The organism is Caulobacter sp. RHG1 (assembly GCF_013181195.1).
GTDB lineage: Bacteria > Pseudomonadota > Alphaproteobacteria > Caulobacterales > Caulobacteraceae > Caulobacter.
This window is the reverse complement of sequence record NZ_SMZP01000005.1, coordinates 270,134-287,121: the sequence shown is the minus strand read 5'-3', so window position 1 is coordinate 287,121 and position 16,988 is coordinate 270,134. Positions and strand designations below refer to the sequence as shown.

At 68.3% G+C, this 16,988-nt stretch carries 11 protein-coding genes and 1 pseudogene; 8 read left to right on the top strand and 4 right to left on the bottom strand.

Features of this window, described 5'->3' with window-relative positions; genetic code table 11:
- Window positions 1–188 precede the first annotated feature (188 nt).
- The gene (locus E1H18_RS15740) at window positions 189–3,152 is read left to right on the top strand and encodes a TonB-dependent receptor domain-containing protein (RefSeq protein ID WP_172270054.1); all 2,964 of its coding nucleotides are present in this window, start codon (window positions 189–191) and stop codon (window positions 3,150–3,152) included.
- 62 nt (window positions 3,153–3,214) lie between these two features.
- Here the strand turns inward: E1H18_RS15740 and E1H18_RS15735 are convergent, their stop codons facing one another.
- The 4 genes from E1H18_RS15735 to E1H18_RS15720 all read right to left on the bottom strand — a co-directional run bounded on the left by E1H18_RS15735 (window position 3,215) and on the right by E1H18_RS15720 (window position 7,088).
- Window positions 3,215–3,745: a hypothetical protein gene (locus E1H18_RS15735; RefSeq protein WP_172270052.1), complete on the bottom strand. Its 531-nt coding sequence runs from the start codon at window positions 3,743–3,745 to the stop codon at window positions 3,215–3,217.
- A gap of 121 nt (window positions 3,746–3,866) precedes the next feature.
- Window positions 3,867–5,042, bottom strand: coding sequence for a pyridoxal phosphate-dependent aminotransferase (locus E1H18_RS15730; protein WP_172270050.1), 1,176 nt, complete (start codon window positions 5,040–5,042; stop codon window positions 3,867–3,869).
- Between the two features lie 163 nt (window positions 5,043–5,205).
- The gene (locus E1H18_RS15725; RefSeq protein ID WP_206679077.1) at window positions 5,206–6,468 is read right to left on the bottom strand and encodes an aminotransferase class V-fold PLP-dependent enzyme; all 1,263 of its coding nucleotides are present in this window, start codon (window positions 6,466–6,468) and stop codon (window positions 5,206–5,208) included.
- Between the two features lie 140 nt (window positions 6,469–6,608).
- Window positions 6,609–7,088: an Lrp/AsnC family transcriptional regulator gene (locus E1H18_RS15720; RefSeq protein ID WP_172270048.1), complete on the bottom strand. Its 480-nt coding sequence runs from the start codon at window positions 7,086–7,088 to the stop codon at window positions 6,609–6,611.
- A gap of 299 nt (window positions 7,089–7,387) precedes the next feature.
- Between E1H18_RS15720 and E1H18_RS15715 the strand changes: the two genes are divergently transcribed.
- The 7 genes and pseudogenes from E1H18_RS15715 (at window position 7,388) to E1H18_RS15685 (ending at window position 16,988) form a co-directional block, all read left to right on the top strand.
- A complete protein-coding gene (locus tag E1H18_RS15715) occupies window positions 7,388–8,347 on the top strand; it encodes an ornithine cyclodeaminase family protein (RefSeq protein WP_206679076.1) in 960 nt (319 codons plus the stop codon).
- Between the two features lie 118 nt (window positions 8,348–8,465).
- Entirely contained in the window at window positions 8,466–9,989 is a 1,524-nt protein-coding gene (locus E1H18_RS15710) for a hypothetical protein (RefSeq protein WP_172270046.1), read from the top strand.
- 167 nt (window positions 9,990–10,156) lie between these two features.
- Window positions 10,157–11,482, top strand: coding sequence for an APC family permease (locus E1H18_RS15705; RefSeq protein ID WP_172270044.1), 1,326 nt, complete (start codon window positions 10,157–10,159; stop codon window positions 11,480–11,482).
- A complete protein-coding gene (locus tag E1H18_RS15700) occupies window positions 11,479–12,612 on the top strand; it encodes an aminotransferase class V-fold PLP-dependent enzyme (RefSeq protein WP_172270042.1) in 1,134 nt (377 codons plus the stop codon). Before E1H18_RS15705 ends, E1H18_RS15700 begins: the two co-directional genes overlap by 4 nt.
- 17 nt (window positions 12,613–12,629) lie before the next feature.
- Complete coding sequence (locus E1H18_RS15695; RefSeq protein WP_172270040.1) at window positions 12,630–14,336, top strand: hypothetical protein; 1,707 nt, start codon at window positions 12,630–12,632, stop codon at window positions 14,334–14,336.
- A gap of 208 nt (window positions 14,337–14,544) precedes the next feature.
- Window positions 14,545–15,159, top strand: a pseudogene (locus E1H18_RS27345) (peptidase S10); the annotation flags it as partial.
- Window positions 15,160–16,034: 875 nt separating this feature from the next.
- Window positions 16,035–16,988, top strand: coding sequence for an ornithine cyclodeaminase family protein (locus tag E1H18_RS15685; protein WP_172270038.1), 954 nt, complete (start codon window positions 16,035–16,037; stop codon window positions 16,986–16,988).

Sequence of the window (16,988 nt, the reverse complement as noted above, 5' to 3'; positions counted from 1 at the left end):
GCGCAGGACCGTGGCGCGCTGCATAATCCATGTATGACAGGCCCGTAACGGGGCGAAGAACGAAAGAACAAACTCGCCTCCTTCGTCCTAGCCTTTTTCGTGGAGACGTAGCCGGAAAGCCTTCGGGACCAGCCGGCCAAAGCAGCGCCGCATCGGGGATGGCGGCGGATACTTCACGAGGGGATCAAATGCGAAAGACATCGATGCGAGGGCGGCTTTTCGCCTCGACCATTATCGGCGGGGCGCTGGTGGCGTCGCTGTCGCCTGCCATGGCGCAGGCCCAAGCTCAGGATGGCGACGCCGTCGTGACCGAGATCGTCGTCACCGGCTCGCGGATCCGCCGCGCCGAGACCACGACGCCGGCGCCGGTGACCGTCCTGGGTCAGGAGGCCATCACCGAACGCGGCTTCGTGCAGGCTGGTGAAGCGCTGAACCAGGTGACGTCGATCGCCCCGACCTTCGCCCAGGCCGACGGCACCGGCAACGAATCCGGTTCGGGCCAGCAGTTTCCGAACCTCTTCAGCCTTGGCGCTGGGCGCACCCTGACCCTGATCAACGGTCGTCGGACGGTGACGACCTCCAGCGGTCTGGGCGATCGGGTCGTCGACACCAGCGTCATTCCGGTCGGTCTGATCGAGCGTATCGACATCGTCCAGGCCGGCGGCGCGGCCGTCTACGGCTCGGACGCCATCGCCGGCGTCATCAACTACGTGCTGAAGCGCAATTTCGAGGGCGTCGAGCTTGACGCCCAGTACGGCGTCTCGTCGCGCGACGACAACAAGAAGACCGCGCTGCGCGCCACGTTCGGCAAGAACTTCGCCGACGGCCGCGGCAACGTCGCGCTCGCCGCCGAATATTCCCGGGCCGACCCGCTGTTCGACCGCGACCGGCCGCTCTCGGCCCAGGGGCGCGTCGGCTACACCAACCCCGCCAACACCGGTCCGAACGACGGAATCCCGGCCACCGTGGCGGGCATTGGCGGACGCTTCTATCCGTTCAACTTCAACGGCGTGATCTTCTCCACGCCGGCGCCGCCGCCGAACTTCATCCTGCGCAGCGGCGGCGTTCCGCAGGCGTTCAACGCGGCGGGCGAGCTGACCGCCTACAACCCGGGCACGTTCCTGCAGATCCCGTTCTCGGTGGGCGGCGACGGCATGCCGTACTCGGAGCTGGCCGCGCTGCGCACGGGCGTCGAGCGCAAGACGGTCAATCTGATCTCGCACTACGACTTCAACGACCACGTCCGGTTCTCGGGCGAGTTCCTGTACGCCCAGACCATCGGCCGCGACCCCCTGGGTTCGCTGGCTTCGAACACGGTTCTGAACGGCCAGGCGACGGGCGCGGGCTACATCACCTTCAACCGCACCAATCCGTATCTGAGCGCGGCGACCCTCTCGACGCTGTCGGCGGCCAATCCGACCTTCGCTGCCGGCGGTCCGCTGTTCCTGTCCAAGGCCTGGTCCGACCTGCTGCCCAGCCGCGAGGTCAAGTACACGACCGACACCTGGCGCGCTCTGGGTGCGCTGGAGGGCGACTTCAACAAGTTCGATCGCGACTTCTACTGGTCGCTGTCGTTCAGCCATGGCGCCACCAAGGGGACCCAGTCGGCCTGGGGCGTGAACACCACGCGCCTCTACCGCGCCGCCGCGGCCGTGCGGAACACGGCCGGCCAGATCGTCTGCGGGGTCAACGCCGACGCCTCGGCCGCCAATGACGACCTGGCCTGCGCGCCGCTGAACATCTTCGGCTCGGGCAATGTCAGCCCCGAGGCCCGCAACTACGTCGCCTCGCTGACCGGTCAGGACTACTGGAACACCCAGGATGACCTGCTGGCCACCCTCGGCGGCGACCTGATCAGCCTGCCGGCCGGCAAGGCCAAGTTCAGCGCGGCTTACGAGTACCGCCACGAGTGGGTGCGCTTCACGCCGTTCGACGCCGACCTGCAAGGGCTGGTGGGCGCGGGCGTGCCGGTGGTCGCCACCTCGGGCAAGTTCCACACCCACGAGTTCTCGGGCGAGTTGCTGGTGCCGATCATCGGGGGGGACTTCACCCTGCCGGGCGTCCAGCGCCTTGAGTTCGACGGCTCGTATCGCTTCGTCGATCACTCGATCGCCGGGACGGAACGCGTCTGGGGCGCGGGCCTGCAATGGGACGTCGTCGACGGCGTCACGCTGCGCGCTTCCAAGAGCCGCAACTTCCGCGCGCCGACCCTGGACCAGCTGTTCGCACCCTCGCGGACGGCCTTGGCCGCGATCCTGCAAAACCCCTGCGACAGCGACCGCATCGCCACCGGACCCTCGCCGGCTACGCGCCTGGCCAACTGCCGGGCGCTGTTCACGGCCAATCCCGGCTACGGCGATCTGGCCACGTTCCAGGATCCGTCCGAGAACTTCAACAACGCCCTGGTCACGACCGGCGGCAACGCGAATCTGAAGAACGAGATCTCCGATACGGTCACCTTCGGCTTCGTGCTGCAGCCGCGGTTCATCCCGGGTCTGACGATCATCGCCGACCGGATCAAGATCGACCTGACCAACGGTCTGTCGCCGTTCACGCCGATGGACTTCCTGGCGACCTGCTTCGACTCCACGTCGCCTTCGCCGGAGGTCTGCAACACGGTCACCCGCAACGCCCAAGGCCACATCGTGACGGCGGTCTCGACCACCTTCAACGCCGGCCAGATCCGCTATCGCGGCGACGTCTTCAACATCAACTACCGCGTGCCGCTCTCCAGCCTGTTCCCGAACCATAATGTCGGCAATCTGGAACTGGGCGTGGAGGCCACGCACAACCGCTTCTTCGAGACCTCGGTCACCGGCTCCGACTTCAATCGGACCGACGACACGGCCTCGATGCCCGAATGGCGCGGCCGCTTCGACGCGCGTTATTCGCGTGGCCCGTTCAGCCTGTACTATTCGATCGACTATCTGCCGGAGACCAACGTCCTGCGCACGTCGACGATCGAGAACACCGAGTTCCCGGTGCTGAAGGCCAACATCCGTCACAACCTGTCGGCGGCCTACAAGTTCGACAAGTACACCGTGCGGGCAGGCGTCACCGACCTGACCGACGAGATGACCTCGTTCCCGAACCGCGGCTATGGCGACATCGCCGGTCGCCAGTTCTTCGTCGGCCTGAACGCGCGCTTCTAGCGCGCGGCCAGCCTCGGAAACTGCAGGGCCCCCGCCGTCGGCGGGGGCCCTTTTTCTTGCGCCTATATCCTGTCGTCCAGGCCCTGGCCGTGCAGAACGAAGCCGTCCAGTTCATGGCCAAACAGGTGGCGCATGGTGTGCTGTCGCAGACTGGCCACCTCGGGGCGACAACGCACGGCTCTGGCCCAGGCCAGGGCCTGCATCCAGCTGGGATGGAAGGACACGACGCGATAGTCGGCGTCGCCCGTCACCTTCTGGGCCGAGGTCACCGCGGTGTCCTCCAGCAGGAAGGTCTCGAAGCGCTCGATATCGTCCGGATGCAGCAGGACCAGCTTGATCCAGTGAATGGATTGGGCCGGCGCGCCGCCGAGAAGCGGGTTGCAGACCGTGATGGTGCGCGCGACGCCGGCCGTCCGCAGCAGCGATAGCTGTCGGGCCAGCACCCCGGCCGAGATGTGCAGGGACGAGAGCACCGCCGGCAGATAGCCGCCTTCGCGCAGTACGGCCGCATAGAGCTGTCGCATGCGCGGCTGCTCGGCGATCGCCCCCTCCGACGGCAAGGCCTTAGACGAACGCGAAACCTTGCGGGCCACGGGCGAGCTCCCAACCGCGGCCGCCGGCGGCCGCTCCTAGGGGCGAGTCTAGTTTCGAGGTCGGGAAAGGTTCATTCGGATTGGCGAGGGCTGCCGGTGATCGCGCATGGATTATGCACGCCTAGCGCACGAGGCTCTTCAGGCCCTGGTGCAAGCGCGCCAGGCGACGATCGAGTTCGGCCGGCTCCGAACCGAAGCCCAGGCGGATGAAGCCCGGTCGGCCGAAATACTCTCCGGGCGCCACCAACAGGTCGTGATCCAGCAACAGCGCGCGCGCCAGGGCGAGGGTGTCGTCGAACCCGGGCGTGCGCAGGAAGGCCATGTTGCCATGGGGCGGGATCTCGCCGTCCAGCAGGCCCTCGGCCTTCATGCGCGCCACATGCCGCTCGGCGACCGGGCGGGTGCTGGCCAGGATCCGCTTCCAATGGAGTTCGTAGACCTCGCGCTCCTCGAGCACGTGGGCGGCCACGGCGTGCGCCAGCTTCGAGACGCCGATGTCGCCCTCGGGCATGGCGGTTCGCACCCGGTCGATGACGGTGTCAGAGCCGATGATCCAGCCGAACTTCAGGGCGAACAGGCCAAACACCTTGCTGAGGCTGGAGACGGAGATGAGGTTCTCGGCCAGTCGCGCCGCGCAGAGCGGTGCGCCCTCGGTGGCGAACTCGGCATAGACCTCGTCGACGATCACATAGGCGCCGACCCGCGCGGCGGCGGTGGCGATCCGCCTCAGCGCCGCCTCCGAGGTCAGCACGCCGGAAGGGTTGTGCAGGTTGGTGAGGATGACGGCCTTGGGACCCGTGGCCAGCTTGCGCTCCAGATCCTCCAGATCGACCGCGAAGCTCGGCGCCGGGCGCTCGAAGGTCTCTACGACGGCGCCGATATCGCGCGCGGTCTGGATGAGCAGGTCGAAGCCGGGGTTTTCCACCAGCACGCGGTCGCCGCGAACCAGGAGCGCCTTGAGAAGCTGGGTCAGGCCGCTGGTGGCGCCGGTGGTCGTCAGGATCTGCCGTGGCGACACGTCGAAGCGCTGCGACAGGGCCTGGACCGCGTAGGGATTGCCGTCGGCGAAGACGCTGACATAGCGTGGCGATACGCTCAGCGAGAACGCGGCCCGCATCGTGTCCATCAGCGCGGCGACGGGTTCGTCGATGGTGCTGTCGTAGAGCAGGGCGGTCTGAGGGCGCTCGGCCAGCAGACGCAGGCTTTCGCGCACGAAGTCGGAGTAGGTTTCCGCGGAGAAGAGGCGCTTCGCCCGCTGGGGAAGATCGACGGACTTGAGGGCGTCGGACGCTTGCAAATTGATTGTCCCAGGGCCGGGCGGCGCGTCTGCCATCCGTGGGTTCAAAGCCTAAGCGCTCGGGCGCGAGTTTCTTTGCGAACTGAACGCCAAAGGCGAGCCTGGCGATGAAGCTTATGCGCCGAACCGCTCAGGGCGGCATGACTTATGCGGCGGCCTGGGCCTAGGCCGGCGGGGCCTTCGGCAGGGCGCTCAGCAGGCGGTCGATGTCGTTGGCGTCGTTGAACGCCGCCAGGGAAACCCGGAAGCGATTGGCCGATACGGTCAGGGTGACATTGGCCTTCTTCAGGGGCTCGGCCAGCTTGGCGCGAGCGTCCTTGAGCGCGAAGGCGACGAGGGCCGAGCGATTGTCGAGCGGCGTCAGCGGCTCATAGCCGCGTTGGCGCAGTTCGGTCTGAATGGTCTGGGCCAAAGGCCGGCGGTGGGCGACCAACTGCTCGACGCCCACGGCCTTGATCCAGGGCAGCGAGTAGGCCAGCTGAACCATCCCGGTCCAGGACGTGGTGCCCATGGCGAAGCGGCCAGTGGCAGAGGCCCCGCCTTCGGCGTCTGCCACGGTGGCGCCGGGCGGATCGTACGGCAGTACGTGGGACTGGAAGCGTACCACCTGCTCGTAGCCCCACCAGGGACGCGGGATCTGCTCCTGGATCTCCTTGCGCACATAGAGGAAGCCCAGGCCAAAGTCGCCCATCAGCCACTTGTAGGAAGAGGTGGCGGCGAAATCGACGCCGGTCTCGCGCAGGTTCACCGGCACCACGCCGGCGGCATGGACGATGTCGGCATAGACATAGGCCCCGTGCGCATGGGCTAGGTCGCAGACGGCCTTCAGGTCGTGCTCGAAGCCGTTGACCGTGGACACCAGGCTCAGCGCGATCAGCTTGGTCTTATCGTTCACCGCCGCGGCCATCTGGTCCATGTCGATGCGGCCGTCCTTGGTCATGCGCAGGGTGACCACGTCGACGCCGGCCTTGCTGAGCTCGCCATAGGTGTAGAACGAGCCGAAGAAGTGCAGGGCGTCGGTGACGATGCGGCCGCGTTCCTGCGGATAGCCCAGGGCCTTCAGGACCAGGTTCTCGCCCATGGTGGTCGACTGGATGACGCACAACTCGTCGGGCGTGGCGCCGACCAGCTCGGCGAAGGTCTCGCGAACCAGCTTCTCCTTGGCCGACATGCTGTAGTCGGGCGTGCTGCCGTCGCGGGTCTTGTAGCGCAGATACTCCTCGAGCGCGGCGCGGGCGCCCAAGGGCATCGGATGGGTGGAGCCGGAATCCAGATAGGTCGTCGGCATCCGGGCGAACGCGCTCCTGGCCGGAAGAGTCGCGGCTGGCGCCAGCGCGGTGGCGCCCTGAGCCAAAGCGTCAGACGCGCCCGCCAGCGCGGGCGCCGCAGCGGCGGCGGTGAACAGCGTGCGTCGCGTAAGGCTCATGTGACACCTTCGAAGGGCCGGCTCGAAGGCGACAGCCTAGCGCCGCGCCTGGACATAAGCGCGTCTTTCTCGGGCGCGCCGACGCGGTCGCGTGGATAGCTTATCCGGCGAGCGCGATCCTGGCGCATGACCCAATGCGCCTAGCGAAACCCTCGCACGACCAGCGGTGCGGCCGTGGTGTTCTTGGTCTCGGTCAGGGTGACGATGGATCGGACGTCGACCACGCCGGGCAGCTTCAGCAGGACGTGGAAGATGAAGTCCTGGTACCACTGCACGTCGGGCGCGACGATCTTGAGCATGCAGTCCATCTCGCCGAAGACGGTCCAGCACTCGAGGATCTCGGGCGTGTTGCGCACGGAGCGGTGAAACTTCTCGCGGTCCTCGTCGCTGAGCGTCGTCATCTTCACCTGGGCGAAGATCTGCATCTTGAAGCCAAGCTTCTCGAGGTCGAGCCGGGCCCCGACGCCCTTGATGTAGCCCTCGTCGCGCAAGCGCTGCAGCCGGCGCCAGCAGGGCGATTGGGACAGTCCTACGCGGTCGGCCAGCTCGGCCGACGACAGCGAGGCGTCGCGCTGCATGACGTCGAGGATCTTGAGATCGATCGCGTCCAGCTTCTGCATAGATTGTTCCTCCCACGTCTTATTATTGGATAGAGCATTCATGCTGGCGCTCGGAACCGCAAGCCCCAATCCAAGGCTTGAGCAAAAGGTGAATTGTTCAATTTGCCTGGCTTTCCGGCGCCGGTCGCTCGGCTGACGGGCGGCGCAGCCATGCGCAGCAGCCTTGGCGCAAGGTCCATGCGCGAAGGCCGTGCTCGGCGCATAGACTATGTCGGGCTCGCACGCTGAGACGTCAGATCGAAACAAACCGCCTGGTCCGCGACGCTAAGCTGCCAGGCATAACGGAGGGTGCGGCCTTGGTGAGTGAACAGTCGGCTCTGGTGGTGTTTGGCGCGGAAGAAGTCCGGCAGCGCCTGACGCTTCAGCAGGCGCTGGCGCCGGTGCGCCAGGCGATGGTGGCGCTTTCCAGCGATGCGGTCCGGCAGTTGCTGCGCAGCTTCATCAGCTTGGGGCCCGGCCAGACCTTCGCCATCATGCCCGCCGCCCTGATGGACGAGCAGGTGTTCGGGGCCAAGCTGGTCTCGGTGATGGCGCAGGCCGACGGCCGCAAGGCGCACGAGGGTCTGGTCGTCTTGTTCGACGGCAAGGGCGCGCCGGTCTGCGTCGCCGACGCCGGCGAGGTCACCGCCATCCGCACCGCCGCGGCCAGCGCGGTGGCCACCGACGCCCTGGCTCTTGCTTCCGCCGCCACCTTGGCGGTGCTGGGCACGGGACGCCAAGCCATGGCCCATATCGAGGCGATCGCCCTGGTTCGGTCGCTGCGCGAGGTCGTGGTCTGGGGGCGCGAGCCGCGGCGGACCCAGGACTTCGCCGAGGCGGTGACGGCCCGGACCGGTCTGCCGGCGCGGGCGGCGGCGAGCGCAAGGGCGGCCGTCGAAGGCACCTCGATCGTCTGCACGGTGACGACCGCCGTCGATCCTATTCTCAACGGCGCCTGGCTGGCGCCGGGCGCGCACGTCAATGTCGTCGGCTCCAGCGGACCCAGCGCCGCCGAAGTCGACACCGCCCTGGTCCTGCGCAGCCGCTTCATCGTCGACCATCGCGAGCACGTGCTGGTCCATGGCGGCGAGTTCGTCCGCGCCCGGGCCGAGGGCGCGGTGGGCGACGACCACATCGCCGCCGAGATCGGCGCGGTGCTGGTGGGCCAGGTCGAGGGGCGGCAGGCTCCCGATCAGGTCACGGTCTACAAGTCGCTGGGTCACGCGGCGCAGGACCTGGCGGTGACCGCGTGGCTCTACCGCCAGCATCGCAACGCCTGAGCCGCGAAATCTGCATGAACTATGCGCATGATCGTCAGCCGGGCGTGAAGTTCGCATAGAATGCCAAGCCGGGCTTGCGGACTATTCGGTGGAAGTTTCCAGCTCGCGAAGGTCTGACATGCGCACCCTCAAACCTGCCCGCGTCCTTGGCGGCGCCAGCCTGGCCCTGCTGCTGGCGGGCGTCTGCGCCCAGGCCTTCGCCGCGGATCGCTTCTCGACCACGCTCAAGCCGATCCGCGCCGGCCAGGCCGAGGTGTCGGCCATCGCCGTGACCGCCAGGCTCGAAGCCGCCGACGGCCAGCCGCTGATGCTGCAGGCCCCGATCATCTACCCGGGCGCCTGGCGGGTGGCCGATCGCATCCAGGGCATGAGCGTCCTGGACGCCCAAGGCCCCGTGCCGCTGGAGGCCAAGGACGACGCGCCGCAGCCGGGCGGCTTTCCCTACTATCGCCGCTGGACGCCCACGCGCGCCGTCACCTATCCGGTGACGATCCAGTACACTGCGGCGGTGCAGCCGGTCGGCGACCGCAACGGCCCGCCGTTCGGCATTCGGCCGGCGGCCGGCGGGGTCAGCGGCCTGGGCGCGGGCTTCATGGTGATGCCGCAGAGCAGCCAGCCCGCTGACCTATCGCTGACCTGGGACCTGTCCGACCTCGCGCCCGGTTCGGTGGCGGCCACATCCTATGCGATCGGCGACGCCAAGCTGAAGGGGCCGATCTCGACCATCGCCCAGTCCTGGTACCTGGCCGGTCCGGCCGGCCGCTACCCGGCGACGGGGGAAGGGCACGGCTTCACCGGCTTCTGGCTGGGGACGTCGCCGTTCGACCCAGCCAAGGAGCTGGCCTATAGCGCCAAGCTCTACGCCTATCTGGCCAAGGCGTTCGGCTATCTCGGCCCCGAGCCGGAGTATCGCGTGTTCATGCGGTTCCTGGACACTCCGCCGGTGGGCGGCGGCACCGCCCAGCCCAAGTCGTTCATGCTGTCGCGCGCGTCGGCGCCGTTCGACCCCAAGGCGGAAGGGCCGCGTGAGACCCTGGCTCACGAGATGATCCACCAATGGACGGGCGGGGTCGCGGCGCCCGATGGCGTCAGCAGCTGGTTCAGCGAGGGGCTGACCACCTTCTACACGGCCCTGCTGCCGATGCGGGGAGGGTTCACGACCGTCGACGCATACACGACCGAGATCAACCGCATCGCCAGCGGCTATCAGGGCTCGACGGCGGCGAACTGGACGGCGGCCAAGATCGCCGAGCACGGCTTTGGCTCGGAGGACATCCGCCACGTGCCGTACCTGCGCAGCGCGCTCTACTTCGCCGACATCGACGCCCGCGTCCGAGCCAAGACCAAGGGCAAGCGCAAGCTGGACGACGTCCTGGCGCCGATGTTCGTCAGTCGTGAAAAGGGCGTCCGGTTCGACCACGCCGCCTGGAAGGCCATGGTCGTCAAGGAGCTGGGCCCACAGGCGGCCGTCGAGTTCGAGGACCGCATCCTGGAAGGCAAGCCCTGGACCCCGGTGGCCGACGCCTACGGACCCTGCTTCACCCGCGTCGCCAAGACCTATCAGGTCGAGGGCAGGGCGGTCGCCGGCTACGCCTGGCAGCGGGTGGCCAGCGTCCCCGACAAGACCTGCCAGCGCTGGTAGGGCGTACAGCGAGATGGTTTTGCCGATGTTCGCCCGGCGGCTGCATAAATCTGCCCGTGCGAGCGCGGCTTTCGTCGAGTTCGAATAGTTGATGCGGCGAGCCGAACCTATGCTCGCCGGAAATTCGTCGCGGTGGTCAAAACCGTGTCTGGAGCGCGTTTCCTAGCATGTCCGAGCCTCAAACCCCGCCGACCACGCTCAAGCACGGTGTCGGCCTGATCGACCTGGTCATGCTGGGCTCGGGAACCGCGATCGGCGCGGCGATCTTCTCGGTGCTGGGACCGGCCACCGCGCTGGGCGGCTCGGGCATCCTGATCGCTACCGGCTTGGCGGCGGTCCCGATGGTCATCTTCGCCATCGTCTACGCCTATATGGCCTCGGCCCTGCCCAAGACCGCCGCCTCGTATGTGTGGCAGCGTCAGCTGACCACGCCGACGATCGCGTTCGCGGTGGTGTGGATGCGCATCCTGAGCAATGCGGTGGTGATGATCGTGCTGGGACGGGTGCTGATCAGCTATCTCTCCAAGGTGATCGACGTGCCGCCCGTGCCGACGGTGCTGGGCCTGTTCACCCTGATCTTCGCCATCAACTTCGTCGGGGTGAAGATCGCCGCGCGGGCCCAGACGGTGATGATGATCCTGCTGCTGGCCGTGTTCGCCGTCTTCGTGGCGTCCGGCGCCAGTCATTTCCGCCCGCAGCTGCTGCAGGAAGCCGTCGCCGGAGGCTGGGCGCCGATCCTGGCCGCCATACCGCTGATGATCCAGCTGTTCCTGGGCATCGAGACCGCCACCGAGGTCGGCGAGGAGGTGGCTAACCCAAAGACCACCGTGCCGCTGGGCGTGTTCCTGGCGCTGCTGCTGACCGTCGTCGTCTATGTCTCCATCGCCTTCACCGCCCTGAGCCTGGTGGGGCCCGAGACCCTGGCGAGCAGCAAGGCGCCGCTGCTGGACGCGGCGACGGTTTCGCTGGGGCCGTGGGCCACGCCGGTGATCGTCGGCGCCGCGGTGCTGGCCCTGACCAAGTCGATGAACGCCATCTTCCTGGTCTTCACCCGGTTTCTCTACGCCATGGGCCGCGAGGGCGAGCTGCCCGCCGCGCTGGGCAAGATCCATCCGCGCTTTGGCACGCCGCACGTGGCCACCATCGTCGCCTTCGTCCTGACCTGCGCCTGCGTGCTGCTGCCCTCCAGCCTGCTGTTCCTGCTGCTGGCGGTGAACATTCCGACCATGATGAAGTACGCCGGCTCGTGCCTGGCGGCCTTCAACATGGCCCGGCGTCACCCCGACCTGCACGCCCAGGCGCGCCTGGCCTTCAGCCCGCGCCTGGCGCAAGGCCTGGCCATCGTCGGCATGGTGCTGGCCATCGTCATCGCGGCCCTGGGACTGGGCGCCGACTGGCGGCCCTACATCCTGTTGCTGGTCTGGCTGACGATCGGCCTCGTCTACTACCGCCTGCGCCGCGGCCGCCACGTCAGCGCCAAGGTCGACGGATGACCGCGCCGATCCTGGGCGCGGCGCGCCGCGGTGACTTCGCGCCGATGGACGTCATCCATCTGGACTCGGCGTACATGCATCCGATGAGCCTTGGCGCCCGCCATGCGCTCGACCGCTACGCCGACTACCGGATGGGCGGGCGCACGACCCTGGCGCACGACGACGGCGCCATTCGCGAGACCGTGCAGCGCATGTTCGCGACGCTGATCGGCGCCTCGCCGGCCGAGATCGCCTTCGTGCCCAGCACGATGGCCGGCGAGAACGCGGTGCTCTCGGCCCTGGGCCTGAGCGGCGGCAAGGGCAGGGTGGTCACTGACGCCCTGCATTTCTCCGGATCGCTCTATCTCTACGACCGTTTGGCCGTGCATGGCCTGGATGTTGAGGTGCTGCCCGCGCGGCAGGGGCGGATCGACTTGGCCGACCTGGCGCGCGCCCTGGAGACGCCGACCGACCTGGTCGCGATCTCGCTGGTCTCCAATTACAACGGCTTCCGCCACGACCTCGAGGCGGTCTGCGCCCTGGCCCATAAGGCCGGCGCCCTGGTTTATGCCGACATCATCCAGGCTGCGGGGGCGGTCGCCTTCGACGTGCAGGCGTCCGGCGTCGATTTCTGCGCCTGCGCCACCTACAAGTGGCTGATGGGCGACTTTGGCGTCGGCTTCCTCTACGCCCGCGCCGACCGACTGGACCGTCTGGACCCGATCGCCTTCGGCTATCGCCAGGTCAGCGAGATCGTCGCCCAGCCCGAGGCCGATCCGCCGGTGCTCTGGCGAGCCCGGCCCGACGCGACCGGCGCGTTCGGCATGGGCACGATGGCCGACGCCGCCGTGGCCCAGCTGCGCCATTCGCTGGGCGCCATCCTCGACACGGGGGTGGAAGCGCTGGCCACGCACCGGGACGCGCTGCTGGAACGCCTGAGCGAGCAGCTGCGCGACCGTGGCGTACGCATCCTGACGCCCAATAGCCAGGGCACGCCGATCCTGGCTTTCGCCCCGCCTGAGGACGCCGCCGAGCGCCTGAGCCGGGCCAAGGTCTTCGCCACCGTCTACGACGACCGCATGCGCGTCGCGCCCAGCCTGTTCAACGACCGGGACGACATCGACGCGCTCGTCGAGGCTCTGTTCACCTGATCATCGGAGGGGGTTCCATGCACCGTGTCGGAAAGGCCGCCTGCGCGGCCGTCCTGTTGGCTCTGGCGGCTGGCGCAGCCAGCGCCCAGTCCGGACCGCCGCCCAAGGTCGAGGTCCGCCTGACGCCGCATGCCGGCGCCGGCGGCGACAGCTATATGGGCGTGCGTGAGGTGCTGAGCGCGCCCAGCCTGACGGCCGGCCAGGCCCTGGTGCGGCTGCCCAGCCGCATGGTCGGCATCCCTGGCGCAGAGCTGCTGGGCGAGGGGCTGACGGCGCACGACGCATCGGGCCCGCTGGCCCTGACTCAAGACCTCGAGGCGCCGACGCCGCAGGGCCAGTACCGCCGCTGGACGGTGGGCCGTGCGACCGTCGGCGACGTCGTCGTCAGCTATCGGGCTGCGCCGCGCAAGGTGACCGCCGCAACCAACAACGGTCCGCTGTTCGACCTGCGTGAGGAGGCGGGCGGTTTCGCCGGCGCTGGCGTCACCTTCCTGGCCACGCCGGCCAAGGATCAGGTCTACAATTTCTCGCTGGCCTGGGATCTGTCGCAGGCGCCGGCCCAAGCCAGCGGCGTGTCGTCGTTCGGCGACGGCGACGCCACCTTCATGGGCCCGGCCGACCGGCTGGCCTTCGCCTTCTACGCCGCCGGCCCCTTGCACAGCCTGCCGGGCAAGCCGCAGGTCAATCTCTACTGGCTGAGCCCGCCGCCGTTCGCCGCCGAGGTCCTGGGCGCCCGGGTCAAGACGCTGCGCGAGGCGATGTCGGCCTTCTTCGGCGACCCGATGACGCCCTACCGGGTGTTCGTGCGCCAGAACCCCTATGCTGGCACCGGCGGCACGGCGCTGCCGCAGTCGTTCATGTTCGGCTACCGGCTCAGCGACCAGCCGACCCTGGACTCGCTGCAGAGCCTGGTCTCGCACGAGATGGCCCATGGTTGGCCTTCGATGCAGGGCGAGCACGGCGACACCGCCTGGTACAGCGAGGGCGCGGCCGAATACTATTCGATGCTGCTGTCCTATCGCGCGGGGATCCTGCCGCTGGACCAGTTCGTCAAGGACCTGAACGACAAGTTCGCCGCCTACTACACCAACCCCTACCTGCGCCTGAGCAACCTGGAGGCGGGCAAGATCTTCTGGTCGGATCCGACCGCCCAGACGGTGCCCTATGGCCGTGGGCTTCTGTACTTGATCGCCACGGACTCGGCGATCCGCGCCCAGTCGGGCGGCAAGCGTAGCGTCGATGACATCATCACCGAGATGTACCGCCGCCAGAAGGCCGGTCAGCCCTATGCCGCCGCCACCTGGCTTGAATTGGTGGGCCGCGAGATCGGCGCGGACCAGGCCAAGGCGGCCTATGAGGCGATGGCGGCGGGACAGGTGCTGACGCCCGGCGGTCGCTTCGATGGCTGCCTGGTGGCGACGCCCAAGCCGATGCGGGTTTTCGACCTGGGCTTCTCGCGCGGTTCGCTGAGCAGCGCCGACCGCCTGATCCGTGACTTGAAGCCGGGCTCGCAGGCCGCCCAAGCGGGGCTGCGCGAGGGCGACCAGATCATCGCCGACAAGGGCATGGTCGAGGCGCGCAAGACTGAGACGGCGACGCTGGCCCTGACCATCAAGCGCGACGGCGCCGAGCAGACCCTGACCTTCCTGCCCCGCGGCGAGGCGGTCGACGGTCTGGCCTGGAGCAAGGCGCCGGGAGCCGATGCAGCGCGCTGCAAGCTGTAGAAACAGGACCCCCCGCGACGTGGAAGCGCGTCGCGGGGGCGGACGCGTTCAGGGCAAATCGGATAAGTCGCTCGGGGCCGCCCCCGCGCATCGTCTATTCATCTTCGCGCTCGCCCACGGCGCAAACGCATAACGAAGCCTCGGAAACGACGCTTAAGATCGTGGTCTGCGCCGGGGTGATGGCGCGCCGACAAGGGGAGCGACCATCGTGAAATCCAGGCTGCTGGCGAGCGCTCTCGCCGTCTCGATCCTGACCCTGCCGGCCGCCAGCGCGCTGGCCCAGGCGGCGCCCGCCGAGGCCATTCTCCAGCCGGTCGACCATCCGGCCGTCGTCACCCGTCATGTGGGCGTCTTCAACGGTCAGAAGCTGGCTTACACCGCCACCGTCGCCCCGACTCTGGTGAACGCCGAGGACCCCAAGGCCGGCGCCCGGCTGGTCAGCTTCGCCTACACCCGTGACGGCGCAGACCCGGCCAAGCGTCCGGTGCTGTTCCTGTTCAACGGCGGGCCGATCGTGCCGTCGATGTACCTGCATCTGGGCGGCCTGGGTCCCAAGCGGATCTCGTTCCCGGACGACATTTCCGCGCCGCCGTCCAGCTTCAAGCTGATCGACAACACCTATTCGCCGCTCGACGCCGCCGACCTCGTGTTCGTCGACCCGGCCTCCACCGGTTTCAGCCGTGCGCTGCCGGGCGTGGACCCGCGGGCCTTCTACTCCGTCAAGGCTGACGCCCAGCAGGTGGCCGGCTTCATCCGCCAGTGGATCAAGGCCAATGGCCGCGAGGGCGCGCCGATCTATGTCATGGGCGAGAGCTACGGCACCAACCGCGCGGCCGAGGTCGCCGGCCTGCTGGCCGAGGGCGATGCGCCCCTGCCGCTGGCGGGGGTCATGCTGTACGGTCAGGCCGTCAACATCATCGAGTACGTCCAGCGCCCGGCCAACGTCACCAGCTACGTCGCCTCTCTGCCGACCCTGGCGGCGATCGGCTGGTACCATGGCAAGGCCAAGCGCGATGGTCGCACGCTGCAAGCGTTCCTGGCCGACGCCAACGCCTGGGCCAAGGGGCCCTATCTGTCGGCGCTGTACCAGGGCTCCGCGTTGGGAGAGGCGGAGCGTCAGAAGATCGCCGCCGAGCTTGAGGCCTATACCGGTCTTTCGGCCGCCTGGTATCTGGCCAACGATCTGAAGATCTCCAAGGAGCGCTATCGGGTCGAGCTGCTGAAGGACCAGAAGCTGGTGCTGGGCCGGGCCGACGCCCGCTACACCGCCCCGCTCACGGAAAAGGGCGGCGCCGTCGACGCCTCGGACGTGCTGTCGAAGGCGATCGTCGACTTCTTCGCCGCCTATCGCCGCGATGCGCTGAAGGTGACCTGGCCCGAACCCTATGTCGGCGCTGCGCCGCTGAAAGGACTGAACGACTGGGGCTGGGGCGAGGGGACCAGCCCGTTCGCCGACTGGCCCTACTATCAGGGCGTCGGCAAGATGCTGAAGTTGAACCCGAAGTTCCGGGTCTTCGTCGGCAACGGCTACTACGACACCCAGACCACCATGGGCGCGGCCGAGCTGCTGACGACCCAGTCGGGCTGGGACCCGGCCCGGGTGACGCTGAAATACTATGACGGCGGCCACATGGGCTATTCCGTGGACGCCACCGCCAAGGGCATCGCCGACGATCTGCGGACCTGGATCGCCAAGCCGTGAGCCCGGCCTTCTTCGACGGGGCGGCCGTCGAGCGTCTGCTCGACTATCCGGGCTGTGTCGCCGCCATGCGCTCGGCCATGACCGCGCTGTCGGCCGACGACGCGGCCCAGCCGTTGCGGCAAATCCTGCAGGTGCGGCCGAAGGCCATGTTCGGTCTGATGCCCGGCTCGCTGAGCACCACTGGCGTGTTCGGCGCCAAGCTGGTCAGCGTGTTTCCCGAGGTCGGCCACAGCGGCCGCGCCCGTCACCAGGGCGTGGTGGTCGCGTTCGACGCCGAGACCGGGGCGGTCGCCTGCATCGCCGACGCCGAGAGCGTCACCCGCATCCGCACCGGCAGCGCCACCGCGGCGGCCACTGACGCCCTGGCGCGGCCCGACGCGGAGGTGCTGGCGGTCTTCGGCCTGGGCGCTCAGGCCGAGGCTCACCTGCGGGCGCTGACCCTGGTGCGGCCGTTCTCGTCGATCCTGCTATGGGGCCGCGATGCGGCCAAGACTGGGGCTCGCGCCGCCGAGCTGGCCGCGGCCCTGTCGTTGCCGATCACGCCGGTTTCGGACGCGCGCGCCGCAGCGAGCCAGGCTGATGTGATCTGCACCGTCTCCGGCGCGCCTGAACCGATCGTGCTGGGCGCGTGGCTGAAGTCGGGCGTGCACGTCAATCTGGTCGGCTCCAGCTATCTGGGGCCGGTCGAGGTCGACAGCGCCCTGGTCGCGGCCGGCCGCTACTTCGCCGACTACCGCCCGTCGGTGCTGGCCCAGGCTTCCGAACTGGCGGTGGCGCGCGAGGCGGGCCTCGTCACCGATGACCATGTCGTGGGCGAGATCGGCGCGGTGTTCGCCGGTCGTCTGGACGGTCGCCAGAGCCCTGACCAGATCACGATCTACAAGTCCCTGGGCCATGTCGCCCAGGACCTGGCGGCCGCCGCCTATCTCCTCCAACGCTCGCCCGCCTAG